Source organism: Diaphorobacter sp. J5-51 (assembly GCF_001023515.1).
GTDB classification, from domain to species: Bacteria; Pseudomonadota; Gammaproteobacteria; order Burkholderiales; family Burkholderiaceae_C; genus Diaphorobacter; species Diaphorobacter nitroreducens.
This window is the reverse complement of record NZ_JSYI01000015.1, coordinates 65,542-87,827: the sequence shown is the minus strand read 5'-3', so window position 1 is coordinate 87,827 and position 22,286 is coordinate 65,542. Positions and strand designations below refer to the sequence as shown.

Here is a 22,286-nt window from a genome sequence, read left to right as displayed (position 1 = left end):
GCCGTACCGTGGGCGCCGGCGTCGTTGCCAAGATCATTGCGTAATCCAGCAAAGCACTGAAGGAATACACAATGTCCAAGCAAAAGATCCGCATCCGCCTGAAGGCATTCGACTACAAGCTGATCGATCAGTCTGCAGCCGAGATCGTTGACACCGCCAAGCGTACCGGCGCCATCGTCAAGGGCCCCGTGCCCCTGCCGACGCGCATGAAGCGCTTCGACATCCTGCGTTCGCCGCACGTCAACAAGACCAGCCGCGACCAGTTCGAAATCCGCACGCACCAGCGCCTGATGGACATCGTCGATCCCACGGACAAGACGGTGGACGCCCTGATGAAGCTGGACTTGCCGGCTGGCGTGGACGTCGAAATCAAGCTCCAGTAATCCCTTCCTGTTGCTTGCTTCGTCCCGGTCCTCGCTGAGGACCGGGCACCCCCAACGCGGACTTGCTTGTAAAAGCAGTCCGCGTTATACTTTGCGGCTTCGCGTTTTTGCGTCCAATTTTGGATGCGTGATGCGGAGTTTTATCAACCTTCTTTCGCGCACATAGGTGCAAGCCGTCGAGGCCAGCGCCCGTCGTGCAAACGTTCTGGCCAATTGAAGTCGGGGCGGCGGAAGTTTTGGAGAACAACCAATGAGTCTGAGCAACTCCCTCGGGTTGCTGGGCCGCAAGGTGGGCATGATGCGTCTGTTCACCGATGACGGGGACGCAGTGCCCGTCACGGTGGTGGATGTGTCCAACAACCGTGTGACCCAGGTGAAAACCCAAGAGAACGATGGCTACGTGTCCCTGCAGGTCACGTTCGGTTCGCGCAAGGCATCTCGCGTGACCAAGCCTGAAGCTGGCCACCTCGCCAAGGCTGGTGTCGAAGCCGGTGAAATCATCCGTGAATTCCGCGTGACCGCTGAAGCCGCTGGCAAATACGCCGCAGGCAGCACCGTGCCCGTGACGGATGTGTTCAGCGTGGGCCAGAAGGTCGATGTGCAAGGCACTTCGATTGGTAAAGGCTTTGCTGGCACGATCAAGCGTCACAACTTCAGTTCGCAGCGCGCATCGCACGGTAACAGCCGTTCGCACAATGTTCCTGGCTCCATCTCGATGGCGCAGGATCCGGGTCGCGTGTTCCCGGGCAAGAAGATGACGGGTCACATGGGTGATGTCACCGTCACTACGCAAAACCTCGACGTGATTCGCATCGACGAAGCGCGTCAACTGCTCTTGATCAAGGGCGCTGTTCCTGGATCCAAGGGTGGGTTCGTTACGGTGCGTCCGGCCATCAAGGCGCCAGCTTCCAAAGGAGCGAACTAATGCAGCTCGAACTCCTGAATGAACAAGGCCAGGCAGCTTCCAAAGTGGAAGTCCCCGAGACCGTGTTCGATCGTCAATACAACGAAGACCTGATCCATCAGATCGTCGTGGCCTACAAGGCCAATGCTCGCCAGGGTACCCGTGCCCAGAAGGATCGCGAGCAGGTCCGTCACTCGACCAAAAAGCCTTTCAAGCAAAAGGGTACTGGCAATGCACGTGCCGGTATGACCTCTTCGCCACTGTGGCGCGGGGGCGGTCGCATCTTCCCGAACCTGCCTGAAGAAAACTTCTCGCACAAGATCAACAAGAAGATGTACCGCGCCGGTATGGCGTCCATTCTGTCGCAGCTGGCCCGCGAAGGTCGCTTGGCTGTGGTGGAGTCTTTGAAGATTGACACGCCCAAGACCAAGGTTCTGGCTGACAAGTTCAAGGCCATGAACCTGCAATCGGTGATGGTGATCGCTGATGAGGTCGATGAAAACCTGTATCTGGCATCGCGCAATCTGAAGAACGTGTTCGTGACCGAGCCGCGTTATGCAGATCCCGTGTCGCTGGTGCACTACAAGAAAGTGCTCGTCACCAAGGGCGCGATCGACAAACTCAAGGAGATGTTCGCATGAGCACGCTCAAGTTTGACGAAGGTCGTCTGATGCAAGTGTTGGTTGCTCCCATCGTGTCCGAGAAGGCCACCATGGTTGCCGAGAAGTCCAACGCTGTGACGTTCAAGGTGCTGCAGAACGCAACCAAGCCCGAGATCAAGGCCGCCGTGGAACTCATGTTCAAGGTGGAAGTGAAGGGCGTTTCTGTGGTGAACACCAAAGGCAAGACCAAGCGCTTTGGCAAGAGCATGGGCCGCCGCGACAACGTGCGCAAGGCCTATGTGCTGCTGAAGGAAGGTCAAGAGCTGAACCTGTCCGGGGAGGCTGCGTAAACCATGGCCGTTATCAAGATCAAACCCACTTCCCCGGGCCAGCGTGGCGCGGTGAAGATCTCGCGTGACCACCTGTACAAGGGTGAGGCGTTCGCAGCCCTGCTGGAGCCACAGTTCCAGAAAGCCGGCCGCAACAACAACGGTCACATCACCACGCGCCACAAGGGCGGTGGTCACAAGCACCACTATCGCGTGGTGGACTTCCGTCGCAACAAGGACGCTATCCCCGCCAAGGTGGAACGTATCGAGTACGACCCGAACCGCACGGCCCACATCGCTCTGGTGTGCTACGCCGACGGCGAGCGTCGCTACATCATTGCTCCGCGTAACCTGGAAGTGGGCGCCACGATTGTCAGCGGCTCCGAAGCCCCGATCCGTGTGGGCAACACGCTGCCGATCCGCAACATTCCGGTGGGTTCGACCATTCACTGCATCGAGCTCAAGCCCGGTGCCGGTGCGCAGATTGCTCGCTCCGCAGGTACGTCGGCCACGCTGCTGGCCCGTGAAGGCGTGTACGCCCAGGTGCGTATGCGCTCGGGTGAAGTGCGCAAGATCCACATCGAATGCCGCGCCACCATCGGTGAAGTTGCCAACGAAGAGCACAGCCTGCGCCAGTTGGGCAAGGCCGGTGTGAAGCGCTGGATGGGTATTCGTCCCACGGTGCGTGGCGTTGCCATGAACCCGATTGACCACCCGCACGGTGGTGGTGAAGGTCGTACCGGCGAGGGCCGTCATGCTGTTGACCCATGGGGCAACCTGACCAAGGGCTACCGCACCCGTAATAACAAACGCACACAAGTCATGATTGTGTCGCGTCGCAAGAAGTAAGGGGTAGCAAATGACTCGTTCTCTCAAAAAGGGTCCGTTTGTTGACCATCACTTGCTGGCCAAGGTTGAAAAAGCCATTGCCACCAAGGACAAGAAGCCAGTCAAGACCTGGTCGCGTCGCTCCATGGTTCTGCCCGATTTCATCGGTCTGACCATTGCCGTGCACAACGGCAAGCAGCACGTCCCGGTGTATGTCACCGACCAGATGGTGGGCCACAAGCTGGGTGAATTCGCCCTGACGCGCACCTTCAAGGGTCACCCCGCGGACAAAAAAGTCCAGAAGAAATAAGGAACGACCATGTCTGAAACACGTGCAGTCCTCCGGGGCGTCCGTCTGTCGGTGGACAAGGGTCGCCTGGTCGCTGACCTGATCCGCGGCAAGAAAGTGGACCAAGCCCTGAACATCCTGGCCTTCACGCAGAAAAAAGCTGCCGTGATCGTCAAGAAGGTGCTGGAGTCCGCCATCGCCAACGCCGAGCACAACGACGGCGCCGACATCGACGACCTGAAGGTCAAGACCATCTTCGTCGAGCAAGGCACCACGCTCAAGCGCTTCACCGCGCGCGCCAAGGGTCGCGGCAACCGCATCAGCAAGCCCACGTGCCACATCTACGTGACCGTGGGTAACTGAGGCCTAAAGGAAGAATATGGGACAGAAAATCCATCCTACCGGCTTCCGCCTTGCTGTAAGCCGCAACTGGGCCAGCCGCTGGTATGCCAGCAACCGCGACTTCGCCGGCATGCTGGCCGAAGACATCAAGGTGCGCGAGTACCTGAAGGCCAAGCTGAAGAACGCCGCTGTGTCGCGCATCCTGATCGAGCGTCCTGCCAAGAACGCCCGTATCACGATCTTCTCGGCACGTCCCGGCGTGGTGATCGGCAAGAAGGGCGAGGACATCGAGAACCTGAAGAAGGAACTCGCAACCCGCCTGGGCGTGCCTGTCGCCGTGAACATCGAAGAAGTGCGCAAGCCCGAAATCGATGCCAAGCTGATCGCCGACTCGATCACCCAGCAGCTGGAAAAGCGCATCCTGTTCCGCCGCGCTATGAAGCGCGCCATGCAGAACGCGATGCGCCTGGGCGCCCAGGGCATCAAGATCATGTCCTCGGGCCGTCTGAACGGTATCGAAATCGCCCGTACCGAGTGGTACCGCGAAGGCCGTGTGCCGCTGCACACCCTGCGCGCCGACATCGACTACGGCACCTCCGAAGCCAAGACCACCTATGGTGTGATCGGCGTGAAGGTGTGGGTCTACAAGGGCGACACGCTGGGCCGCAACGATCTGCCCGCCGCCGAGACGCCGCGCCCTGAAGAAGAGCGCCGTCCCCGTGGCCCGCGCCGCGATGGCCGCCCAGGCGACCGCGCCGGTGCTGGCCGTGGCGGCCGCCGCCCGATGGGCACCAATGCAGCCCCTGCCGACGGTAGCGACAAGCCTGCCGGCGCTGGTGGCGATTCCGTTAAGCGCGTCAAGAGCGCGCCCGCTGCCGCAGCGGCGGACGGTAAAGGAGAATAAACATGCTGCAACCTGCTCGCCGCAAGTTCCGTAAGGAGCAAAAAGGCCGCAACACCGGCGTTGCCACGCGTGGCAATTCGGTGGCTTTCGGTGACTTCGGTCTGAAGTGCACGGACCGTGGCCGTCTGACGGCCCGCCAGATCGAGGCCGCACGCCGTGCGATCTCCCGCCACGTCAAGCGTGGTGGCCGAATCTGGATCCGCGTGTTCCCCGACAAGCCGATCTCTACCAAGCCCGCTGAAGTGCGTATGGGTAACGGTAAGGGCAACCCCGAGTACTACGTGGCTGAGATTCAGCCCGGCAAGGTGGTGTTCGAGATCGTTGGCGTGCCCGAAGAACTGGCCCGCGAAGCGTTCCGCCTGGCTGCCGCCAAGCTGCCGCTGCGCACCACGTTCGTTGCCCGTCAGATTGGCGCCTAAGGAGAAATCAACATGACGAAATCTGCTGAACTCCGCCAAAAAGACGTGGCCGGCCTGGAAGCCGAAATCAAATCGCTGCAAAAGGCCCATTTCGGCCTGCGCATGCAAAAGGCCACGCAACAGCTGGGCAACACCGCCACGCTGAAGGCCACGCGCCGCGACATCGCCCGCGCCAAGACCATTCTTGCTGAAAAGCAAGCCGCCAAGTAAGGAGCCGACATGACGGAAGCTAAAAAATCCCTCAAGCGCACCTTGGTTGGCAAGGTGGTCAGCGACAAGCGTGCAAAGACCGTGACCGTGCTGGTCGAGCGCCGTGTGAAGCACCCCATCTACGACAAGATCATGATCAAGTCGAGCAAGTACCACGCCCATGATGAGAATGGCGAGTACAAGATGGGCGACACCATCGAGATCACGGAGAGCCGTCCGCTCTCCAAGACCAAGAACTGGGTGGCCACACGCCTGGTGCAAAAGGCCGGGCTGCTCTAAGCCTTCGCAGACGCCGTCTGCGCGCCTCCGAGAAACGACCCACAATGTGGGTCGTTTTTCTTTTTGGGGCCCGCAGATCCTGCCGGGGCCCTCCAACCCAGCAAGGAGATTCTCATGATCCAAGTCGGCGACACGCTGCCCGCCATCACACTGATGGAGTACTCGGAAGTCGAGGGCAATGGCTGCAGCCTCGGCCCGAACCCGGTGGATGTGCAAAAGGCCGCCGCGGGCAAGACGATTGCGCTGTTCGCGGTGCCGGGCGCCTTCACACCCACCTGCTCGGCCAAGCACGTTCCCGGCTACGTGGAGCAGGCGGGCGCCCTGAAGGCTGCCGGCGTGGACGAGATCTGGTGCCTGTCGGTGAACGATGCCTTCGTGATGGGCGCGTGGGCGCGCGACCAGAAGACCGATGGCAAGGTGCGCATGCTGGCGGACGGCGACGCCGCCTTCGCCAAGGCCACCGGTCTGACGCTGGACTTGAACGGCAAGGGCCTGGGCCTGCGCAGCAACCGCTATTCCATGCTGGTCAAGGACGGCAAGGTGGTTGCCCTGAACGTCGAGGCGCCGGGCAAGTTCGAGGTGAGCGACGCCGCTACGCTGCTCGGCCAGGCCAAGGGCTGAGGCTGCTGGTGCTGGCATCGGAGGGCTCCGGTGCTGGCACCACGCCGCAGGCGAAACGCCGCCCCGTCGCGAGATGCGGGTGGCTTTGCTATTATTTGAATAGCTATTAACGCTTTCCTGATAAGCGCTAGAGGCCCAAAAGGTTAGTAAATTTCCGCTTTCAGGTAGTGCGAACCCGGCAGGGGGTTGTGGTAATACGGCGGTATTTCCTCGAAGCCCAGTTCGGAATACAGCGCACGCGCCGATTCCATGCCGTCCAGCGTGTCCAGCAACACGCAGGCATAGCCGGCCTGCCGCGCCTGGTCCAGCATGGCCTCGGCCAACTGCCGCCCCAGGCCGAAGCCGCGGAACGCCTTGCGCACGTACAGGCGCTTCATCTCGCAGGCGTTGGGGTAGTCAGCGGTGTCCAGCGGCCGCAGGGCGCAGCACCCGGCAATGCTGCCCTCCACTTCGGCCAACAGGATATGGCCGCGCGGCGGCGCGTATTCGCCCGGCAGGGTGGCGAGTTCCTGCGCAAAGTTCTGGAACGACAGGTCCACGTCCAGGGTGTCGGCATATTCCTGGAAGATGTCGCGCACCACGTGCATCTCGTGGGGCAGGGCGGGGCTCAGCAGCGTAATGTCAGGGGAATGGTCCACTGTGCAGAAAGAATCCGGCATGAAAAAGGCAGGGGCCAGTGTAGCCGCACCGCTGTGGGCACTCAAAAAGCCCCCAGGCTGGCGACCCACCAGGCCAGCAGCGCGCTCAGAGCCGCCACAAGGGCCGCCCCTGCGCGGCTGAGCGCATCGTCGCGCGACGCGGGTGTGGCCCCGGGCAGTTGACGATCGCCGTGCACCATGGGGCCCACCAGGGCCTGACGGCGCACCAGGGTATAGAAAACAATCGCCGCCAGGTGCAGCGCGACGAGCCCCAACAGCAGGAATTGGCCCACGTCCTTGTGATACCAAGTGGCCTGCGATACCCACTCGCCAGAAACGAAACGCGTGAGCGGACCGGCGAAGGCGATCTCGTCGTCGCTCAGCAGGCCGGTGCCTACCTGGGCCAGCAGCACCGCCAGCAGGGCAAAGACCGACAGTGCGCCCAGCGGCGAATGGCCGGGGCTGGTCACCTTGCCTTCCTGGTTGGCGAAGTGGCTGCGCAGGCGCGCGGGTGTGGGTAGGAAGCTCGCAAAACGCGACCAGCGTCCGCCCACCAGGCCCCAGGCCAGGCGAAAGGCCAGCAGCGCCAGCATCACGTAGCCCAGCCGCAGATGCCACTGCATGGCGTTGCCGCCCAGCTTGGCGGTGACGACCAGGGCGACGGTGGTCACGGCGAGCGACCAGTGGAACAGCCGGGTCGGCAAATCCCAGATGCGTACGGTGTGCGGCATGGCGAAGCGGGGGAGCGGAGGACGCGGCTATTGTGCCCAGCGTGCCCCCGTCGGGCTATATCCGACTGCCCTTCGGGCGCTTGCGGCCATGGCGTCACGCGGCCGCGCCATACTGCGCGCCGGCGCAGGGCGTCCAGCCGTCGCCGCAGCCATTCCCTTCCCCACGACAAGGTGCATTCCATGCCAATCAAAGCCCTCGCTCTTGCCGCCACCGCAGCAGCCGCCACGCTGGTGTCGCTGCCCGCCGCTGCCCAGTTCGCCAAGCCAGAAGATGCCATCAAGTACCGCCAGGGTGCGCTGTTCGTGATAGGACAGCATTTCGGCCGCATCGGCGCAATGGCCAATGGCCGCGTGCCGTTCGACGCGAAGGCTGCGCAAGAGAATGCCGATACCGTCGCCGCCCTGGCCGCTTTGCCGTGGGCCGGCTTCGGCCCCGGCACGGACAAGGGCGCTCCCACCAAGGCCAAGCCCGGCGTGTGGACCGAACAGGCCAAGTTCCAGGAGCATGCCGACAAGTTCCAGGCCGAGGCCGCCAAGCTGGCCGCCGCCGCCAAGACGGGCAGCCTGGACAACCTGAAGGCCGCGTTCGGCCCGGCGGCCAATTCCTGCAAGGCGTGCCACGACGCCTACCGCGCACGTTGATGCGCTATTGAACTAGTAGCTGCTAGCGCTTGCTGCATAAGCGCGAAAGGCCGATTTCGTTCAGGAACTCGGCCTTTTTTTCTGAAGAAAGGTGCCTCAGGCTTCGGCCAGCAGGCGTTCGATGAGCTTGTGCAGCTCCTCGAAATCGGGTGCGCCGATGTAGCTCTTCACGATCTCTCCGCGCTTGTTGACGATGTACGTGGTGGGGGTGAGCTTCACGTCGCCCCAGGCCTTGGCCACGGCGCCGGTGTTGTCGATGGCCACCTTGAACGGCAGCTTGCGCGTTTCGGTGAAGTTGACCACGTAGCTCGGCGGGTCGTAGCTCATGGCCACGGCCAGCGTCTCGAAGCCCTGGCCTTTGTACTTGTCGTAGGTCGCGACGATCTCGGGCATCTCCGCCACGCAGGTGGTGCAGCTGGTGGCCCAGAAGTTCACCAGCGCCACCTTGCCCTTGAGGTCGGCGGTGGTCTGTTGCGAACCGTCGAGCAGAACGAACGTGGACTGCGGTGCCTGGGACGTGCCAGAGCCCAGCACCACCACGGCGCCCACGGCAGCGCCCGCCACCAGGGCGCCCGCCGCCAGCCATTTCTTGATCTGCATAACCAGGTACTCCGTGTGGGCCGCCGTTCGGGTGGCCGTTCGTGTGTTTGACGCGATAGGTACGGGATTGTGCCGCGCGGGGCGTTCCAGCACTCGCCACCATGGGATTGCCTGCAAGGCGGTAAGTTCACCAGACGGCCGGCCGCGAGCGCGCGGTTTGCGCCAGCGTAAAGCCCTGGGGTCCATACCGTGCGCCGTCTAGAGGGGCAACCGCCAGCAGCCAGCCAGGGCGGCGCTGGGAATAATCAGGCACATGACCCTTGCTCCTGCCGGCGCGCGCCGTCTCCTGACCCTGGCCTTCGCGGCCAGCATGCTGGCGCTGGCCGCCTGCAGCCCTGCGCTGAATTGGCGCAGCGTCACCTTGCCCGACGCCGGCCTGGCGCTGACGCTGCCCTGCAAGCCCGAGTATGCGAGCCGGCCCGTGGACCTGGGCACGGGTGCCGTGCCGCTCGCCATGGTTGGCTGCGAGGCCGATGGCGCCACCTTCGCCGTATCCCACATGCCGCTGGCCGAAGCGGCGCTGGCCGGGGCGATGCTGGCGCGCTGGCAGGCGGCCGTACAGGCCGGCATGCGCGCTTCGCAGCCGGCTGCACCCGTCGCCTTCGTGCCCACGCGCGCGCTGGCTGTGCCGCAGTCGGTGCGGCTGCAGGCGCAGGGCCAGGCGCCCGGCGGCTCGGCCGTCACCGTCGATGCCGTGTGGTTCGCGCGCATTGAGGGCGGCCAGGCACGTCTGTACCACGCGGCGGTCTATGCGCCGCGCCGCACGACGGCCACGGCGGCTGACACCTTCTTCGCCAGCCTGGCGCTGCAGCCATGAGCGTGCTCACGCGGCGCACGGCCGTGGTCGTCTTCCTGGCCTTTGCGTTCACCTACTTCATCTCGGCGCTGCTGCGCGCGATCACCGCCACTCTGGCGCCCACACTGGAGGCCGAGTTCCAGTTGCACGCGCGCGACCTGGGGCTGCTGGCGGGTGGCTACTTCCTGGGTTTCGCGCTCACGCAACTGCCGCTGGGCCGGTGGCTGGACCGCCACGGCCCGCGCACGGTGCTGCTCGGCTTTCTGGGCGTGGCGGTGGCCGGGTGCCTGGTGTTCTCCTGGGCCACGGGCTTCTCGGGGCTGCTTGCGGGGCGCATGCTGTGCGGCGCGGGCGTCAGCGCCTGCCTGATGGCTCCGCTCACGGGATTCCGGCGTTGGCTGGAGCCCGGTGCGCAGCTACGCGCCAACTCCTGGATGCTGATGACCGGTTCGCTGGGCATGGTGGCGTCCACGCTGCCGGTGCAGTGGCTGCTGCCACTGGCAGGGTGGCGCCCGTTGTTCTGGGGGCTGGCGGCGCTCATCGTGCTGGCCATGGCGCTGCTGGCGCTGGGCGTGCCGCGCTGGCCGCAGGCGCCGGCAGAGTCGGGAGCAGGCGTAGAAACGGGCTATGCACAGGTGTGGCGCCATCCGTACTTCCTGCGCACGGCGCCGCTGGGCTTCTTCTGCTATGGCGGCATGGTCGCGGTGCAGACGCTGTGGGCCGCGCCCTGGATGCAGCACGTGGCCGGCTATACGCCGTTGCAGGCCGCCACCGGACTGTTCTGGATCAATGTGAGCATGCTGCTCACCTTCTGGACCTGGGGCATGGCCAGCCCGTGGTTGCTGCGTCGCGTGGGCGGGGCCGACCCGGTGATGGCCGCGAGTTTGCCGCTGTCGCTGCTGGTGCTGGCGGGCATTGTGTTGGCGGGCGGACGTGCGGGCGCCGCGGCCTGGGCGCTGTATTGCGTGTCATGCACCAGCGTGGCGCTGTCGCAGCCCGCGGTGGCATTGGCGTTCCCGCAGGCGCTGGCGGGGCGCGCGCTGTCGGCGTACAACCTGGTGATCTTTGCGGGGGTGTTTGCCGTGCAATGGGGTATTGGCCTGGCGGTGGACGCGTTCGTGGCTGCCGGGCTGGACATGGCGCGCGCCTACCGGGCCGCCATGGCGCTGCACCTGGCCTGCACGGCGGGGGCCTATGCATGGTTCATGGCGCGGCGCGGGCACGGTGATAATGCACTGCACTGCAGTACCCCATGAATACGCGCATTCTCATCATCGCCCACGCCCCTTTGGCCCATGCGCTGCGTGAATGCGCGCTGCACGTGTTCCCCGACTGCTGGCAGGAGGTGCTGGCGCTGGACGTGCCGCCCCATGAGGCCCCCGAGGCCACGCTGTCGGCCGCCCGCGCGCTGATGGAGCAGCAGGGCGAGGCCTCGGTGCTGGTGCTGAGCGACCTGTTCGGCGCCACGCCCTGCAACGTGGCCCAGCGGCTGGTGGACGGCCTGCAGTCCCGCCTGGTGGCGGGCGTGAACCTGCCCATGCTGCTGCGCGCCGTGAGCTACCGTAGCGAGCCGCTGGATGCGCTGGTGGCACGCGCCCTCGTGGGTGGCACGCAGGGCGTGATGCAGGTGGGCGCGGCTGCGCCGCAGAATCAAAACCGACGTCCGTCTCATGATCAAGAAGAACATCACCATCAGCAATAAGCTGGGCCTGCATGCCCGCGCCTCCGCCAAGCTCACCAAGATGGCGGGCAGTTTTCCCTGCGACGTCTGGATGCGCAAGGGAGAGCGCCGCATCAATGCCAAGAGCATCATGGGGGTGATGATGCTGGCGGCGGGCATGGGGTCCGAGGTCGAGATCGAGACCGATGGTGCGCAGGAGCAGGAAGCCATGGATGCGCTTGTCGCGCTCATCGATGGCAAGTTCGGCGAGGGCGAATAAACCGCAGGCGAGGCACGCATGACCTTCTCCATCCACGGTCTGGCTGTCGCGCGCGGCATCGCCATCGGGCGGGCGGTGCTCGCGGTATCCAGCCGCATGGAGGTGGTGCACTACTTCATCGAGCCCGGCCAGGTTGAGGCCGAGATCCTGCGTGCGCGCCGCGGACGGGACGCGGTGGCCGAGGAGCTGCAGCGCCTGCAGGCCGACATGCCGCACGACGCGCCGCCCGAGCTGGCCGCGCTGCTGGACGTGCACCTGATGCTGCTGCAGGACGAGATGCTGGTCAACGGCGTCAAGCACTGGATCACCGACCGCCTCTACAACGCCGAGTGGGCGCTGACCACGCAGCTGGAGATCATCAGCCGCCAGTTCGACGAAATGGAGGACGACTACCTGCGCGAGCGCAAGGCCGACCTGGAGCAGGTGGTGGAGCGCATCCTGCGCCACATGCGCGGCGTGGCCAGCCCCGTCGCGCCGCCGCCCTCCGCCCCGCGCCGCCAGGCCGAGGCGGGTGCGGAGGCGGAGTTCCTGCTGGGCGGCGCGGCCGATGCGCCGCTGGTGCTGGTGGCGCACGACCTGTCGCCGGCCGACATGCTGCAGTTCAAGCAGAGTGTGTTCGCCGGCTTCGTGACCGACGTGGGGGGCAAGACCAGCCACACGGCCATCGTGGCGCGCAGCATGGACATCCCCGCCGTGGTGGGTGCGCGCAGCGCCAGCCAGTTGGTGCGACAGGACGACTGGGTCATCATCGACGGCGATGCCGGCGTGGTCATCGTCGACCCCACGCCGATCATCCTGGCGGAATACGGCTTTCGCCAGCGCCAGATCACGCTGGAGCGCGAGCGCCTCATGCGGCTGCGCCACACGCCGGCCGTCACGCTGGATGCACAGGCCATTGAGCTGCTGGCCAACATCGAGCAGCCCGGTGATGCGGGTGCCGCGTTGCGCGCGGGCGCGGCGGGCGTGGGGCTGTTTCGCAGCGAATTTTTGTTCATGGGCCGCAGCGGCCGCCTGCCGGACGAGGAGGAGCAGTACCGCGCCTACCGCGAGGCGGTGGAGGGCATGCAGGGCCTGCCCGTGACCATCCGCACCGTCGATGTGGGCGCCGACAAGCCGCTGGACAAGGGGTACAAGGACAGTTCGCTCAACCCGGCGCTGGGCCTGCGCGCCATCCGCTGGAGCCTGGCCGATCCGGCCATGTTCCGCACCCAGCTGCGCGCGGTGTTGCGCGCGGCGGCACACGGCCCGGTGCGGCTGCTGTTCCCCATGCTCGCGCATGTGAGCGAGATCCGGCAGACGCTGGCCCAGGTGGACCTGGCGCGCGCCGAGCTGGACGCACGCGGCGCTGCCTACGGTGCGGTGCAGCTGGGCGCCATGATCGAGGTGCCGGCTGCGGCGCTCATGGTGCGCCAGTTCCTGCGCTACTTCGACTTTCTCTCGATCGGCACCAACGACCTGATCCAGTACGCGCTGGCCATCGACCGCGCGGACGAGGCCGTGGCCCACCTGTACGACCCGCTGCACCCGGCCGTGCTGCGGCTGGTGGCCGACGTGATCGCGGAGGGCGCGCGCCAGGGCAAGAGCGTGAGCGTGTGCGGCGAGATGGCGGGCGATGTCGCCATGACCCGGCTGCTGCTGGGCCTGGGCCTGCGCAGCTTCTCGATGCAGCCGGCGCAGATCCTGGCCGTCAAGCAGGAGGTGCTGCGCGCCGACGCGCGCAAGCTGGGCGAGTGGGCGCAGCAGCTGTTGGATGCGGACGATCCGGCTGCGTCGTTGCAAGCGCCCTGATCGCTATTTAGATAATAGCTGCTGGCGCTTGTCAGTATTGGCCTGGAGGTCGATTTGACTTGTATTCCGAGTCAAACGCCAGCGGCGTGCGCCTGCTGGTCGGCATGGTAGCTGGAGCGCACCATGGCACCCACTGCGGCGTGGCTGAAGCCCATCTTGTAGGCTTCTTCCTCGAACATCTTGAAGGTGTCGGGGTGCACATAGCGCCGCACGGGCAGGTGGCTGTTGCTGGGGGCGAGGTACTGGCCGATGGTCAGCATCTCGATGCCATGGGCGCGCATGTCGCGCATGACTTCCAGAATTTCCTCGTCCGTCTCGCCCAGGCCTACCATCAGGCCGCTCTTGGTGGGTACGCCGGGGTGCAGTTGCTTGAACTTCTTGAGCAGGTTGAGGCTGAACTGGTAGTCAGAGCCGGGGCGCGCTTCCTTGTACAGGCGCGGCACGGTTTCCAGGTTGTGGTTCATCACGTCCGGGGGCGCGGCCTTGAGGATTTCGAGCGCACGGTCGTCGCGGCCGCGGAAGTCGGGCGTGAGGATCTCGATCTGCGTGCTGGGCGAGAGTTCGCGGGTACGCTGGATGCACTCCACGAAGTGGCCCGAGCCGCCGTCGCGCAGATCGTCGCGGTCCACGCTGGTGATGACCACGTACTTCAGGCGCAGCGCGGCAATCGTCTTGGCGAGGTTCAGCGGCTCGTCTTTGTCCAGCGGGTCGGGGCGGCCGTGGCCCACGTCGCAGAACGGGCAGCGGCGCGTGCACTTGTCGCCCATGATCATGAACGTGGCCGTGCCCCTGCCAAAGCATTCGCCGATGTTGGGGCAACTGGCTTCCTCGCACACCGTGTGCAGCTTGTGCTCGCGCAGGATGTTCTTGATCTCGTAAAAGCGCGTGGTGGGACTGCCTGCCTTCACGCGAATCCACTCGGGCTTCTTGAGCACCTCGCCCTGCTCGACCTTGATCGGGATGCGCGACAGCTTGGCCGCGGCCTTCTGCTTGGCCAGCGGGTTGTAGGCTTCGGTGGACTGCGCTTCGCGCACGACGTCGGGAGTGCTCATGGCTGCTGAGGGAGAGGTCAGGGCGCGAGGCGGCGTGCGAGCTGTTGGCCCAGCATGGCCGCGGCATCGTCCCAGGGGATGTGGACGCCGATTGTAGAAAGGTCCACCGTTTGCAAACCTGCGTAACCGCAAGGGTTGATGCGGGAGAAGGGTTCCAGGTCCATGGCGACGTTCAGCGCCACACCGTGGTAGGTGCAGTGGCGCGCGACCTTGATGCCCAGCGCGGCGATCTTGCCCAAGCCGGTGAAGTCCGGCTGGGGTGGGCCGTCGGCGTGGGCACGTTTTTGCGGGCGCTGCGGCAGCATGCTGTGGCCGTGCGGATCGTCCAGGCGCACGTAGATGCCGGGCGCGCCGGCCACGCGGTGGCCCGTCACGCCGTAGTGGCCCAGCGTGCGGATCACGGCTTCCTCTATGCGGTACACGTATTCCTTGACGTAGTAGCCCGCACGGCGCAGATCGATGAGCGGATAGGCTACGACCTGGCCGGGGCCATGGTGCGTCACCTGCCCGCCGCGGTTGGTGGCAACGACGGGGATGCCGCCGGGCGAGAGGACGTGGTCGCTCTTGCCGGCCAGGCCCTGTGTGTACACCGCGGGGTGCTCACAAATCCACAGCTCGTCGGGCGTCTCGTCAGTGCGCTCCTCCGTGAAGCGCTGCATAGCGGCCACCGTGGCCGGGTAGTCCACCCGGCCCAGCATGCGCAACTCCATGGTGCGGACGTTCAGAGCACGACCTTGACCATCGGGTGCGAGGTCAGAGCCCGGTACAGATCATCGAGCTGCTCCCGGCTGGTGGCAGTCACGGTGATGGTCACGCCCAGATAGTTGCCCGCGCGGCTGTCGCGCAACTCGATGGTGGAAGCGTCGAAGTCGGGGTCGAAGCGGCGCGCAACCTCGGTGACGGCATGCACGAACCCGTTCACGTTTGCTCCCGTGACCTTGATGGGAAAGCGGGACGGATATTCGATCAACGAGTCCTTGCGAGGATCGGCGGAAGAGGGCTGGTTGGGCGTCGTCATTAGGCTCTTTCAAGGCCGGAGGGGCCGAAGGGAAGGGGTGCCCCAAGCGGGTAGCGATGGTATACCCGCGGTTCGCTGTGGCTTTAGGCGGGCCCCGTGGCCGCGCTGCACCACAATAGGCGTTGGCGCGTTGCCACAATGGTGCGGCTATGTGCAGTGATCCACCCGCGCTCCGTTACCGATTGTGGATCGGCCGGGGTTTTTACTTATAATCAAGGGCTTTGTGAAAGTTTTGGTCTGTGGCGCAGGCGTCTTCCAACGATAAAAAAATCGCCTCCGAGACTGAATCTGAGGTTGAGGATTCCGACTTCAAGCCCCTGACTGCACAAGAGGCGCGGGAGTGGCGGTCACGCCATCCGGCGCTGTCGGTCTGGCGCATTGTCTGGGGCCAGGCGGCGGTGGGGGCGGTAGTGGCCCTGCTGGCATGGTGGCTGACGGGCAGGCTGCCGGTGGCATGGTCCGCCGGGTACGGGGCTCTGTCCGTCGTGGTGCCGGCGGCGCTGTTTGCCCGTGGCATGGCGCGCAGGCGCTCCACGGCTGGTGCTGCGATGGTCGGGCTTCTGGGTTGGGAGTTGGTCAAGATTGCATTGACCGTCGCCATGTTGGCGGCGGCGCCCCGGGTAGTGCCGGGGCTCAGCTGGCTGGCGTTGCTGGTCGGCATGGTGGTAACGATGAAAACGTACTGGATCGCGCTGCTGGCGCGGCCTGGTGTCCGACGAACCGATTGATATTTGAGAGAAGAGTTGTCCGATGGCCGCAGATGCGCACGCCCCGACTGCAAGTGAATACATCGTTCACCACCTGCAGCATCTCCAGAACATCAAGCAGAAGTCCATCATCGACTTCTCGGTTGTCAACCTCGATTCCGTTGCCGTCAGCGTGATCTTGGGTGTTTTGGGTCTGTTCGTCATGTGGCTCGCTGCCCGCACGGCCACTTCCGGTGTGCCAGGCCGCTTCCAGGCGGCTGTCGAGATGCTGGTCGAGATGGTGGACAACCAGGCCAAGGCCAACATCCACAACGCGCAAAGCCGTAAGTTCATTGCACCTCTGGCGCTCACCGTGTTCGTCTGGATTTTCCTGATGAACGCCATGGACCTGCTGCCGGTGGACCTGCTGCCCGTGCTCTGGCAGGTCGCCACAGGTGACTCGCATGCCTACCTGCGCGTCGTTCCCACCGCCGACCTGTCCACCACCCTGGGCCTGTCCAGCGCCGTGCTGATCCTGTGCTTCGTGTACAGCATCAAGATCAAGGGGCTGGGCGGCTGGGCGCATGAACTGGTGACCGCGCCCTTCGGCACCAGCAAGAACCCTGTTTTCGCCCTGATCCTGGGCGTGGTCAATCTGCTCATGCAGATCATTGAATACGTTGCCAAGACCGTGTCGCATGGCATGCGACTGTTCGGCAACATGTACGCTGGTGAGTTGGTGTTCATGCTGATTGCCCTGATGGGTGGCGCAGCGGCTATGTCGCTCTCTGGTGTGTTGCTCCCCGTGGGGCACATCATTGCGGGCTCTATCTGGGCGATCTTCCACATCCTGATCATCACCCTGCAGGCCTTCATTTTCATGATGCTGACGCTGATTTATCTCGGCCAGGCGCATGAAGCTCACTGATCCTTTCGTTTCCTTTCTCAACCTTCCTTTCTTTTCATCCTAGGAGTCATCATGGAAAACATTCTCGGTCTCGTCGCTCTGGCTTGTGGTCTGATCGTGGGCCTCGGCGCTATCGGCGCTTCGATCGGTATTGCCCTGATGGGTGGCAAGTTCCTGGAATCCTCCGCACGCCAGCCTGAGCTGATCAACGAACTGCAAACCAAGATGTTCATCTTGGCAGGTCTGATCGACGCCGCCTTCCTGATCGGCGTGGCCATCGCTCTGCTGTTCGCTTTCGCCAACCCCTTCGTTCTGGCCTAAGCCTCCGTCAACGCCCTAGAAAGAAAGGTGTTGCCGTGAGTATCAACGCGACCCTGTTCGTTCAGGCCATTGTTTTCCTGATCCTGGTGCTGTTCACGATGAAGTTCGTGTGGCCCCCGATTGCGAAGGCGCTGGATGAGCGAGCCCAGAAAATCGCCGATGGTCTCGCAGCTGCCGATCGTGCCAAGACCGAGCTTGCTGCTGCCGACCAGCGCGTGAAGCAGGAACTGGCCGCCGCCAGCAACGAAACCGCGACACGCTTGGCCGACGCTGAGCGCCGCGCACAGGCCATCATCGAAGAGGCCAAGGCGCGCGCCAACGACGAAGGCAACAAGATCGTCGCTGCTGCCCGTGCCGAGGCCGAGCAGCAAGCGATCCAGGCACGTGAAGCCCTGCGCGAGCAGGTGGCGGCCCTGGCCGTCAAGGGGGCTGAGCAGATTCTCCGCAAGGAAGTCAATGCCGGCGTTCATGCCGATCTGCTGAACCGTCTGAAGACCGAGCTGTAAGGGAGCATTCAATGGCTGAACTCGCCACCATTGCCCGCCCTTACGCCGAGGCGCTGTACAAGGCCTGCACCGACCAAGCCGGTGTGGACCTGAATGGCGCTACAGCCTGGGTGGACGAGCTGGCGGCGATTGCCGCCAATCCCCAATTGCGCCAACTGGCGGACAACCCCAAGGTGACGGGCGAGCAGGTGTTCGACGTCATCGTGGGCGTGGCCCGCTCGGCGTTGCCTGACCTGGCCAAGAACTTCCTGCGTACCGTGATCGATAACGGGCGCGTGCAGGCGCTGCCTGAAATCGCGGCCCAGTTCCGTACGCTGGTCAATCGCAGCCACGGCACTTCGGATGCCGTGGTGTACAGCGCCTTCCCGCTGGATGCGGGCGCTCTGACCGATTTGGGTGCCACGCTTGAAAAGCGCTTCGGTCGCAAGCTCAATCTCTCCGTGCAGTTGGATGAGACCCTGATCGGCGGCGTGCGCGTGGTGGTGGGCGACGAGGTGCTCGACACTTCCGTCAAAGCCCGTCTGGAACAAATGAAAGCTGCCCTCACCGCCTGATGGGCGTGAGGTCTCAGCTATACCCCCAAGAAAGAAGGAAAGAGTCATGCAACTCAATCCCGCAGAAATTTCTGAACTGATCAAGAGCCGCATCGAAGGTCTGGCAGCCAGCAGCGACATCCGCAACCAGGGCACCGTGGTGTCCGTGACCGACGGTATCGTGCGCGTCCACGGCCTGTCGGACGTGATGCAGGGCGAAATGCTCGAATTCCCTGCCGCGGCAGACGGTCAGCCCTCCTTCGGCCTGGCCCTGAACCTCGAGCGCGACTCCGTTGGCGCTGTGATTCTGGGCGAGTACGAACACATTTCTGAAGGCGATACCGTGAAGTGCACGGGCCGCATTCTGGAAGTGCCGGTGGGCCCGGAACTGATCGGCCGCGTGGTGAACGCTCTCGGCCAGCCGATCGACGGCAAGGGTCCGATCAACGCCAAGATGACGGACGTGATCGAGAAGGTCGCTCCCGGCGTGATCGCGCGCCAGTCCGTGGACCAGCCGCTGCAAACCGGCCTGAAGTCCATCGACTCCATGGTGCCAATCGGCCGTGGCCAGCGTGAGCTGATCATCGGCGACCGCCAGACCGGCAAGACGGCAGTGGCCATCGACGCCATCATCAACCAGAAGGGTCAGGGCGTGACGTGTATCTACGTCGCCATTGGCCAGAAGGCATCGTCGATCAAGAACGTGGTGCGCGCTCTGGAACAGGCCGGCGCCATGGAATACACCATCGTCGTGGCGGCTTCGGCTTCCGAGTCCGCCGCCATGCAGTACGTGTCGGCCTACTCCGGCTGCACGATGGGCGAATACTTCCGCGACCGTGGCGAAGACGCGCTGATCGTGTACGACGACCTGTCCAAGCAAGCTGTGGCCTACCGCCAGGTTTCGCTGCTGCTGCGCCGCCCGCCAGGCCGCGAAGCCTTCCCCGGCGACGTGTTCTATCTCCACAGCCGCCTGCTGGAGCGTGCAGCCCGTGTGAATGCCGACTATGTGGAAGCCTTCACCAAGGGCGAGGTCAAGGGCAAGACGGGTTCGCTGACCGCACTGCCCGTGATCGAAACCCAGGCCGGCGACGTGTCTGCCTTCGTTCCAACCAACGTGATCTCGATCACCGACGGTCAGATCTTCCTGGAAACCAGCCTGTTCAACGCTGGTATCCGCCCCGCCATCAACGCCGGTATCTCGGTGTCGCGCGTGGGTGGTGCCGCCCAGACCAAGCTGATCAAGGGCCTGTCCGGCGGTATCCGTACCGACCTGGCCCAGTACCGTGAACTCGCGGCGTTCGCACAGTTCGCCTCCGACCTGGACGAAGCCACGCGCAAGCAGCTGGATCGCGGCGCCCGCGTGACGGAACTGCTCAAGCAGCCCCAGTACAGCCCGCTGAGCACGGCCCTGATGGGCGCGACGCTCTTCACGGTGAACAAGGGCTTCCTGGACGACGTGGACGTGAAGAAGGTGCTGGCCTTCGAAGCCGGCCTGCACCAGTACCTGAAGACGAGCCACGGTGCGCTGCTGGACCGCCTGCAGCAGAACCGCGCGTTCGACAAGGAAGGCAAGGACGAGGCCGAACTGACGCAAGCCATCACGGCGTTCAAGAAGTCGTTCGTTTAAATCGGACGAGGAACCATCATGGCAGCAGGTAAGGAAATACGCGGCAAGATCAAATCGGTGGAAAACACCAAGAAGATCACCAAGGCCATGGAAATGGTGGCCGCGTCCAAGATGCGCAAGGCGCAAGACCGCATGCGTGCCGCCCGACCCTATGCCGAGAAGGTGCGCAACATTGCCGCCCACCTCGGCGAGGCCAACCCTGAGTACGTGCACCCTTTCATGAAGGCGAACGATGCGAAGGCGGCTGGCATTATTGTCGTGACGACCGACAAGGGCCTGTGCGGAGGTATGAACACCAACGTGCTGCGCGCCGTCACCACCAAGCTGCGCGAACTGCAGTCTACGGGTGTCGATGTGCAGTCCGTCGCTATTGGCAACAAGGGGTTGGGCTTCCTCAACCGCGTGGGTGCCAAGGTCGTGGCGCATGCCACCGGGCTGGGCGATACGCCGCACCTGGACAAGCTGATCGGACCGGTGAAGGTGCTGCTGGATGCTTACGCGGAAGGCAAGATCAACGCGGTGTACCTCAGCTACACCAAGTTCATCAACACCATGAAGCAGGAATCGGTGGTGGAGCAGTTGCTGCCCCTGTCGTCCGAGCAAATGCAGGCCCAGAAGACCGGCCATGGTTGGGATTACATCTACGAGCCTGACGCGCAGAGCGTGATCGACGAACTGCTGGTGCGCTATGTCGAGTCGCTGATCTACCAGGCAGTGGCAGAGAACATGGCCTCGGAGCAGTCCGCGCGCATGGTGGCCATGAAGGCCGCCACCGACAACGCCGGTAACGTCATCAACGAGCTCAAGCTGGTCTACAACAAGACGCGCCAAGCGGCGATCACGAAAGAACTTTCGGAGATCGTTGCAGGTGCCGCGGCAGTCTGACGCCGCCTTCGGGTCTCGGTTTAAATTTTTGGAGCAAATCAAATGGCTCAAGTGCAAGGCAAGATTGTTCAATGTATCGGCGCCGTGGTGGACGTGGAGTTCCCGCGCGACCAGCTGCCCAAGGTGTATGACGCCCTGAAGCTCGAGGGCTCGCCCCTGACGCTGGAAGTGCAGCAGCAGCTGGGCGATGGCGTGGTGCGTACCATTGCGCTCGGTTCTTCGGACGGCCTCAAGCGTGGCCTGATGGTCACGAACACCGGCAACCCCATCACCGTGCCCGTGGGCAAGGCCACGCTGGGCCGCATCATGGACGTGCTGGGCAACCCCATCGACGAGCGCGGCCCCGTGGACCAGAGCCTGACGGCTTCCATCCACCGCAAGGCCCCCGCTTATGACGAGCTGAGCCCTTCGCAGGAACTGCTCGAGACCGGCATCAAGGTGATCGACCTGGTGTGCCCGTTCGCCAAGGGCGGCAAGGTGGGCCTGTTCGGTGGTGCCGGCGTGGGCAAAACCGTGAACATGATGGAACTCATCAACAACATCGCCAAGGCGCACTCGGGTCTGTCCGTGTTCGCTGGCGTGGGTGAGCGTACCCGCGAGGGCAACGACTTCTACCACGAGATGGCCGACTCCGGCGTCGTGAATCTGGAGAACCTGGGCGAGTCCAAGGTGGCCATGGTCTACGGCCAGATGAACGAGCCCCCGGGCAACCGTCTGCGCGTGGCCCTGACCGGCCTGACCATCGCCGAGTCCTTCCGCGACGAAGGCCGCGACGTGCTGTTCTTCGTGGACAACATCTACCGTTACACGCTGGCCGGTACCGAAGTGTCCGCCCTGCTGGGCCGGATGCCTTCCGCCGTGGGCTACCAGCCGACGCTGGCCGAGGAAATGGGCCGTCTGCAAGAGCGTATTACCTCGACCAAGGTCGGGTCCATCACGTCCATTCAGGCCGTGTACGTGCCTGCCGACGACTTGACCGACCCCTCGCCCGCCACCACCTTCGCCCACCTGGACTCCACCGTGGTGCTGTCGCGTGACATCGCCGCTCTGGGTATCTACCCTGCCGTGGACCCGCTGGACTCCACCAGCCGCCAGCTGGACCCGCAGGTCGTGGGTGAAGAGCACTACCAAGTGGCCCGCCAAGTGCAGGGTACCCTGCAGCGCTACAAGGAACTGCGCGACATCATCGCAATTCTGGGTATGGACGAGCTGGCGCCCGAGGACAAGCTGGTCGTGGCCCGTGCCCGCAAGATCCAGCGTTTCCTGTCGCAGCCGTTCCACGTGGCCGAGGTGTTCACGGGCTCGCCTGGCAAGTACGTGCCGCTGTCCGAGACCATCCGCGGCTTCAAGATGATCGTGGCTGGCGAATGCGACCACCTGCCCGAGCAGGCCTTCTACATGGTGGGCACCATCGACGAAGCCTTCGAAAAGGCGAAGAAGGTGGCCTGATGGTCCGAAGGCCGGCCCCGCGTCCGGCCCTCGTGAGCCCCACAGGCTTGCCATTCC

The 22,286-nt window shown here is 64.2% G+C and carries 32 protein-coding genes; 26 read left to right on the top strand and 6 right to left on the bottom strand.

Translation table 11 applies throughout. From position 1 onward, the window contains the following. Positions 1–71 precede the first annotated feature (71 nt). From rpsJ to OX89_RS02040, 12 genes are all read left to right on the top strand, one after another. Positions 72–383 (top strand): 30S ribosomal protein S10, encoded by a 312-nt coding sequence (gene rpsJ / locus OX89_RS02095; RefSeq protein ID WP_003059431.1) that lies wholly within the window; start codon positions 72–74, stop codon positions 381–383. Between the two features lie 250 nt (positions 384–633). Then, positions 634–1,308 (top strand): 50S ribosomal protein L3, encoded by a 675-nt coding sequence (gene rplC / locus OX89_RS02090; protein WP_047349372.1) that lies wholly within the window; start codon positions 634–636, stop codon positions 1,306–1,308. Then, positions 1,308–1,928 (top strand): 50S ribosomal protein L4, encoded by a 621-nt coding sequence (rplD, locus tag OX89_RS02085; RefSeq protein WP_047349371.1) that lies wholly within the window; start codon positions 1,308–1,310, stop codon positions 1,926–1,928. Before rplC ends, rplD begins: the two co-directional genes overlap by 1 nt. Then, positions 1,925–2,239: a 50S ribosomal protein L23 gene (rplW, locus tag OX89_RS02080; RefSeq protein ID WP_047349370.1), complete on the top strand. Its 315-nt coding sequence runs from the start codon at positions 1,925–1,927 to the stop codon at positions 2,237–2,239. The genes rplD and rplW overlap by 4 nt, the downstream gene beginning before the upstream one ends. A gap of 3 nt (positions 2,240–2,242) precedes the next feature. Beyond that, positions 2,243–3,067: a 50S ribosomal protein L2 gene (rplB, locus tag OX89_RS02075; protein WP_047349369.1), complete on the top strand. Its 825-nt coding sequence runs from the start codon at positions 2,243–2,245 to the stop codon at positions 3,065–3,067. Between the two features lie 10 nt (positions 3,068–3,077). Continuing rightward, positions 3,078–3,356, top strand: coding sequence for a 30S ribosomal protein S19 (gene rpsS / locus OX89_RS02070; protein WP_047349368.1), 279 nt, complete (start codon positions 3,078–3,080; stop codon positions 3,354–3,356). Between the two features lie 9 nt (positions 3,357–3,365). Continuing rightward, complete coding sequence (rplV, locus tag OX89_RS02065; protein WP_011803747.1) at positions 3,366–3,698, top strand: 50S ribosomal protein L22; 333 nt, start codon at positions 3,366–3,368, stop codon at positions 3,696–3,698. 16 nt (positions 3,699–3,714) lie between these two features. Beyond that, a complete protein-coding gene (gene rpsC / locus OX89_RS02060) occupies positions 3,715–4,581 on the top strand; it encodes a 30S ribosomal protein S3 (protein ID WP_047349367.1) in 867 nt (288 codons plus the stop codon). Between the two features lie 2 nt (positions 4,582–4,583). Continuing rightward, on the top strand, positions 4,584–5,000 hold the full coding sequence (rplP, locus tag OX89_RS02055) for a 50S ribosomal protein L16 (RefSeq protein ID WP_011803749.1): 417 nt from the start codon (positions 4,584–4,586) through the stop codon (positions 4,998–5,000). A 12-nt stretch (positions 5,001–5,012) separates the two neighbouring features. Beyond that, the gene (rpmC, locus tag OX89_RS02050; protein WP_011803750.1) at positions 5,013–5,210 is read left to right on the top strand and encodes a 50S ribosomal protein L29; all 198 of its coding nucleotides are present in this window, start codon (positions 5,013–5,015) and stop codon (positions 5,208–5,210) included. A 9-nt stretch (positions 5,211–5,219) separates the two neighbouring features. Next, on the top strand, positions 5,220–5,489 hold the full coding sequence (gene rpsQ / locus OX89_RS02045) for a 30S ribosomal protein S17 (RefSeq protein WP_011803751.1): 270 nt from the start codon (positions 5,220–5,222) through the stop codon (positions 5,487–5,489). A gap of 114 nt (positions 5,490–5,603) precedes the next feature. Continuing rightward, positions 5,604–6,110 carry a peroxiredoxin gene (locus OX89_RS02040; RefSeq protein WP_041835851.1) on the top strand — a complete coding sequence of 169 codons (507 nt, stop codon included), beginning with the start codon at positions 5,604–5,606 and terminating at the stop codon, positions 6,108–6,110. A gap of 143 nt (positions 6,111–6,253) precedes the next feature. Here OX89_RS02040 and OX89_RS02035 read toward each other — a convergent pair whose 3' ends face one another. Next, positions 6,254–6,769, bottom strand: a complete 516-nt coding sequence (locus OX89_RS02035) for a GNAT family N-acetyltransferase (RefSeq protein ID WP_011803753.1) — start codon at positions 6,767–6,769, stop codon at positions 6,254–6,256. Positions 6,770–6,810: 41 nt separating this feature from the next. Next, complete coding sequence (locus OX89_RS02030) at positions 6,811–7,479, bottom strand: cytochrome b/b6 domain-containing protein (protein ID WP_011803754.1); 669 nt, start codon at positions 7,477–7,479, stop codon at positions 6,811–6,813. Positions 7,480–7,659: 180 nt separating this feature from the next. Between OX89_RS02030 and OX89_RS02025 the strand changes: the two genes are divergently transcribed. Next, the gene (locus tag OX89_RS02025) at positions 7,660–8,121 is read left to right on the top strand and encodes a cytochrome c (RefSeq protein ID WP_011803755.1); all 462 of its coding nucleotides are present in this window, start codon (positions 7,660–7,662) and stop codon (positions 8,119–8,121) included. A gap of 96 nt (positions 8,122–8,217) precedes the next feature. On the opposite strand, the gene OX89_RS02020 is transcribed toward OX89_RS02025, so the two are convergent. Next, positions 8,218–8,721 carry a TlpA disulfide reductase family protein gene (locus OX89_RS02020; RefSeq protein WP_011803756.1) on the bottom strand — a complete coding sequence of 168 codons (504 nt, stop codon included), beginning with the start codon at positions 8,719–8,721 and terminating at the stop codon, positions 8,218–8,220. 253 nt (positions 8,722–8,974) lie between these two features. Between OX89_RS02020 and OX89_RS02015 the strand changes: the two genes are divergently transcribed. The 5 genes from OX89_RS02015 to ptsP are packed head-to-tail and all read left to right on the top strand — an operon-like array spanning position 8,975 to position 13,245. Next, positions 8,975–9,538: a hypothetical protein gene (locus tag OX89_RS02015; RefSeq protein WP_047349366.1), complete on the top strand. Its 564-nt coding sequence runs from the start codon at positions 8,975–8,977 to the stop codon at positions 9,536–9,538. After that, positions 9,535–10,773 carry an MFS transporter gene (locus OX89_RS02010; protein ID WP_047349365.1) on the top strand — a complete coding sequence of 413 codons (1,239 nt, stop codon included), beginning with the start codon at positions 9,535–9,537 and terminating at the stop codon, positions 10,771–10,773. Before OX89_RS02015 ends, OX89_RS02010 begins: the two co-directional genes overlap by 4 nt. Beyond that, positions 10,770–11,219: a PTS sugar transporter subunit IIA gene (locus tag OX89_RS02005; RefSeq protein WP_047349364.1), complete on the top strand. Its 450-nt coding sequence runs from the start codon at positions 10,770–10,772 to the stop codon at positions 11,217–11,219. The genes OX89_RS02010 and OX89_RS02005 overlap by 4 nt, the downstream gene beginning before the upstream one ends. Next, positions 11,188–11,457: an HPr family phosphocarrier protein gene (locus tag OX89_RS02000; protein ID WP_011803760.1), complete on the top strand. Its 270-nt coding sequence runs from the start codon at positions 11,188–11,190 to the stop codon at positions 11,455–11,457. Before OX89_RS02005 ends, OX89_RS02000 begins: the two co-directional genes overlap by 32 nt. Before the next feature lie 18 nt (positions 11,458–11,475). Continuing rightward, complete coding sequence (gene ptsP, locus OX89_RS01995; RefSeq protein WP_047349363.1) at positions 11,476–13,245, top strand: phosphoenolpyruvate--protein phosphotransferase; 1,770 nt, start codon at positions 11,476–11,478, stop codon at positions 13,243–13,245. Between the two features lie 71 nt (positions 13,246–13,316). Here ptsP and lipA read toward each other — a convergent pair whose 3' ends face one another. From lipA to OX89_RS01980, 3 genes are read right to left on the bottom strand one after another with little or no spacing between them, the layout of a single operon-like run. Further along, the gene (lipA, locus tag OX89_RS01990; protein ID WP_011803762.1) at positions 13,317–14,297 is read right to left on the bottom strand and encodes a lipoyl synthase; all 981 of its coding nucleotides are present in this window, start codon (positions 14,295–14,297) and stop codon (positions 13,317–13,319) included. 17 nt (positions 14,298–14,314) lie between these two features. Further along, a complete protein-coding gene (gene lipB / locus OX89_RS01985; RefSeq protein ID WP_041838775.1) occupies positions 14,315–15,007 on the bottom strand; it encodes a lipoyl(octanoyl) transferase LipB in 693 nt (230 codons plus the stop codon). A gap of 11 nt (positions 15,008–15,018) precedes the next feature. After that, positions 15,019–15,315, bottom strand: a complete 297-nt coding sequence (locus tag OX89_RS01980) for a YbeD family protein (protein WP_011803764.1) — start codon at positions 15,313–15,315, stop codon at positions 15,019–15,021. Positions 15,316–15,554: 239 nt separating this feature from the next. Between OX89_RS01980 and OX89_RS01975 the strand changes: the two genes are divergently transcribed. The 8 genes from OX89_RS01975 to atpD are packed head-to-tail and all read left to right on the top strand — an operon-like array spanning position 15,555 to position 22,229. Further along, complete coding sequence (locus OX89_RS01975) at positions 15,555–16,043, top strand: ATP synthase subunit I (protein WP_011803765.1); 489 nt, start codon at positions 15,555–15,557, stop codon at positions 16,041–16,043. A gap of 22 nt (positions 16,044–16,065) precedes the next feature. Next, complete coding sequence (atpB, locus tag OX89_RS01970) at positions 16,066–16,929, top strand: F0F1 ATP synthase subunit A (protein ID WP_047349362.1); 864 nt, start codon at positions 16,066–16,068, stop codon at positions 16,927–16,929. A gap of 51 nt (positions 16,930–16,980) precedes the next feature. Then, on the top strand, positions 16,981–17,229 hold the full coding sequence (gene atpE / locus OX89_RS01965) for a F0F1 ATP synthase subunit C (RefSeq protein ID WP_011803767.1): 249 nt from the start codon (positions 16,981–16,983) through the stop codon (positions 17,227–17,229). Positions 17,230–17,264: 35 nt separating this feature from the next. Beyond that, on the top strand, positions 17,265–17,735 hold the full coding sequence (locus tag OX89_RS01960; protein WP_012655376.1) for a F0F1 ATP synthase subunit B: 471 nt from the start codon (positions 17,265–17,267) through the stop codon (positions 17,733–17,735). 11 nt (positions 17,736–17,746) lie between these two features. Beyond that, the gene (locus OX89_RS01955; protein WP_047349361.1) at positions 17,747–18,289 is read left to right on the top strand and encodes a F0F1 ATP synthase subunit delta; all 543 of its coding nucleotides are present in this window, start codon (positions 17,747–17,749) and stop codon (positions 18,287–18,289) included. A gap of 46 nt (positions 18,290–18,335) precedes the next feature. Beyond that, on the top strand, positions 18,336–19,895 hold the full coding sequence (atpA, locus tag OX89_RS01950) for a F0F1 ATP synthase subunit alpha (protein WP_011803770.1): 1,560 nt from the start codon (positions 18,336–18,338) through the stop codon (positions 19,893–19,895). 18 nt (positions 19,896–19,913) lie between these two features. Further along, a complete protein-coding gene (gene atpG / locus OX89_RS01945; protein WP_011803771.1) occupies positions 19,914–20,780 on the top strand; it encodes a F0F1 ATP synthase subunit gamma in 867 nt (288 codons plus the stop codon). A gap of 42 nt (positions 20,781–20,822) precedes the next feature. Continuing rightward, a complete protein-coding gene (atpD, locus tag OX89_RS01940) occupies positions 20,823–22,229 on the top strand; it encodes a F0F1 ATP synthase subunit beta (protein ID WP_047349360.1) in 1,407 nt (468 codons plus the stop codon). Positions 22,230–22,286: the final 57 nt, after the last annotated feature.

Coding starts and splice junctions, on each gene's coding strand:
- lipB (WP_041838775.1), bottom strand. CDS start 15,007: ATGGAGTTGCGCATGCTGGGCCGGGTGGACTACCCGGCCACGGTGGCC.
- OX89_RS02025 (WP_011803755.1), top strand. CDS start 7,660: ATGCCAATCAAAGCCCTCGCTCTTGCCGCCACCGCAGCAGCCGCCACG.
- atpA (WP_011803770.1), top strand. CDS start 18,336: ATGCAACTCAATCCCGCAGAAATTTCTGAACTGATCAAGAGCCGCATC.
- OX89_RS02005 (WP_047349364.1), top strand. CDS start 10,770: ATGAATACGCGCATTCTCATCATCGCCCACGCCCCTTTGGCCCATGCG.
- OX89_RS02020 (WP_011803756.1), bottom strand. CDS start 8,721: ATGCAGATCAAGAAATGGCTGGCGGCGGGCGCCCTGGTGGCGGGCGCT.
- rpsJ (WP_003059431.1), top strand. CDS start 72: ATGTCCAAGCAAAAGATCCGCATCCGCCTGAAGGCATTCGACTACAAG.
- atpB (WP_047349362.1), top strand. CDS start 16,066: ATGGCCGCAGATGCGCACGCCCCGACTGCAAGTGAATACATCGTTCAC.
- OX89_RS02010 (WP_047349365.1), top strand. CDS start 9,535: ATGAGCGTGCTCACGCGGCGCACGGCCGTGGTCGTCTTCCTGGCCTTT.
- lipA (WP_011803762.1), bottom strand. CDS start 14,297: ATGAGCACTCCCGACGTCGTGCGCGAAGCGCAGTCCACCGAAGCCTAC.
- atpD (WP_047349360.1), top strand. CDS start 20,823: ATGGCTCAAGTGCAAGGCAAGATTGTTCAATGTATCGGCGCCGTGGTG.
- atpE (WP_011803767.1), top strand. CDS start 16,981: ATGGAAAACATTCTCGGTCTCGTCGCTCTGGCTTGTGGTCTGATCGTG.
- rpsQ (WP_011803751.1), top strand. CDS start 5,220: ATGACGGAAGCTAAAAAATCCCTCAAGCGCACCTTGGTTGGCAAGGTG.
- rplV (WP_011803747.1), top strand. CDS start 3,366: ATGTCTGAAACACGTGCAGTCCTCCGGGGCGTCCGTCTGTCGGTGGAC.
- OX89_RS02040 (WP_041835851.1), top strand. CDS start 5,604: ATGATCCAAGTCGGCGACACGCTGCCCGCCATCACACTGATGGAGTAC.
- OX89_RS02030 (WP_011803754.1), bottom strand. CDS start 7,479: ATGCCGCACACCGTACGCATCTGGGATTTGCCGACCCGGCTGTTCCAC.
- rpsC (WP_047349367.1), top strand. CDS start 3,715: ATGGGACAGAAAATCCATCCTACCGGCTTCCGCCTTGCTGTAAGCCGC.
- rplW (WP_047349370.1), top strand. CDS start 1,925: ATGAGCACGCTCAAGTTTGACGAAGGTCGTCTGATGCAAGTGTTGGTT.
- rplD (WP_047349371.1), top strand. CDS start 1,308: ATGCAGCTCGAACTCCTGAATGAACAAGGCCAGGCAGCTTCCAAAGTG.
- rplP (WP_011803749.1), top strand. CDS start 4,584: ATGCTGCAACCTGCTCGCCGCAAGTTCCGTAAGGAGCAAAAAGGCCGC.
- rpsS (WP_047349368.1), top strand. CDS start 3,078: ATGACTCGTTCTCTCAAAAAGGGTCCGTTTGTTGACCATCACTTGCTG.
- rplC (WP_047349372.1), top strand. CDS start 634: ATGAGTCTGAGCAACTCCCTCGGGTTGCTGGGCCGCAAGGTGGGCATG.
- OX89_RS02035 (WP_011803753.1), bottom strand. CDS start 6,769: ATGCCGGATTCTTTCTGCACAGTGGACCATTCCCCTGACATTACGCTG.
- OX89_RS01980 (WP_011803764.1), bottom strand. CDS start 15,315: ATGACGACGCCCAACCAGCCCTCTTCCGCCGATCCTCGCAAGGACTCG.
- atpG (WP_011803771.1), top strand. CDS start 19,914: ATGGCAGCAGGTAAGGAAATACGCGGCAAGATCAAATCGGTGGAAAAC.
- OX89_RS02000 (WP_011803760.1), top strand. CDS start 11,188: ATGATCAAGAAGAACATCACCATCAGCAATAAGCTGGGCCTGCATGCC.
- rplB (WP_047349369.1), top strand. CDS start 2,243: ATGGCCGTTATCAAGATCAAACCCACTTCCCCGGGCCAGCGTGGCGCG.
- ptsP (WP_047349363.1), top strand. CDS start 11,476: ATGACCTTCTCCATCCACGGTCTGGCTGTCGCGCGCGGCATCGCCATC.
- OX89_RS01955 (WP_047349361.1), top strand. CDS start 17,747: ATGGCTGAACTCGCCACCATTGCCCGCCCTTACGCCGAGGCGCTGTAC.
- OX89_RS02015 (WP_047349366.1), top strand. CDS start 8,975: ATGACCCTTGCTCCTGCCGGCGCGCGCCGTCTCCTGACCCTGGCCTTC.
- rpmC (WP_011803750.1), top strand. CDS start 5,013: ATGACGAAATCTGCTGAACTCCGCCAAAAAGACGTGGCCGGCCTGGAA.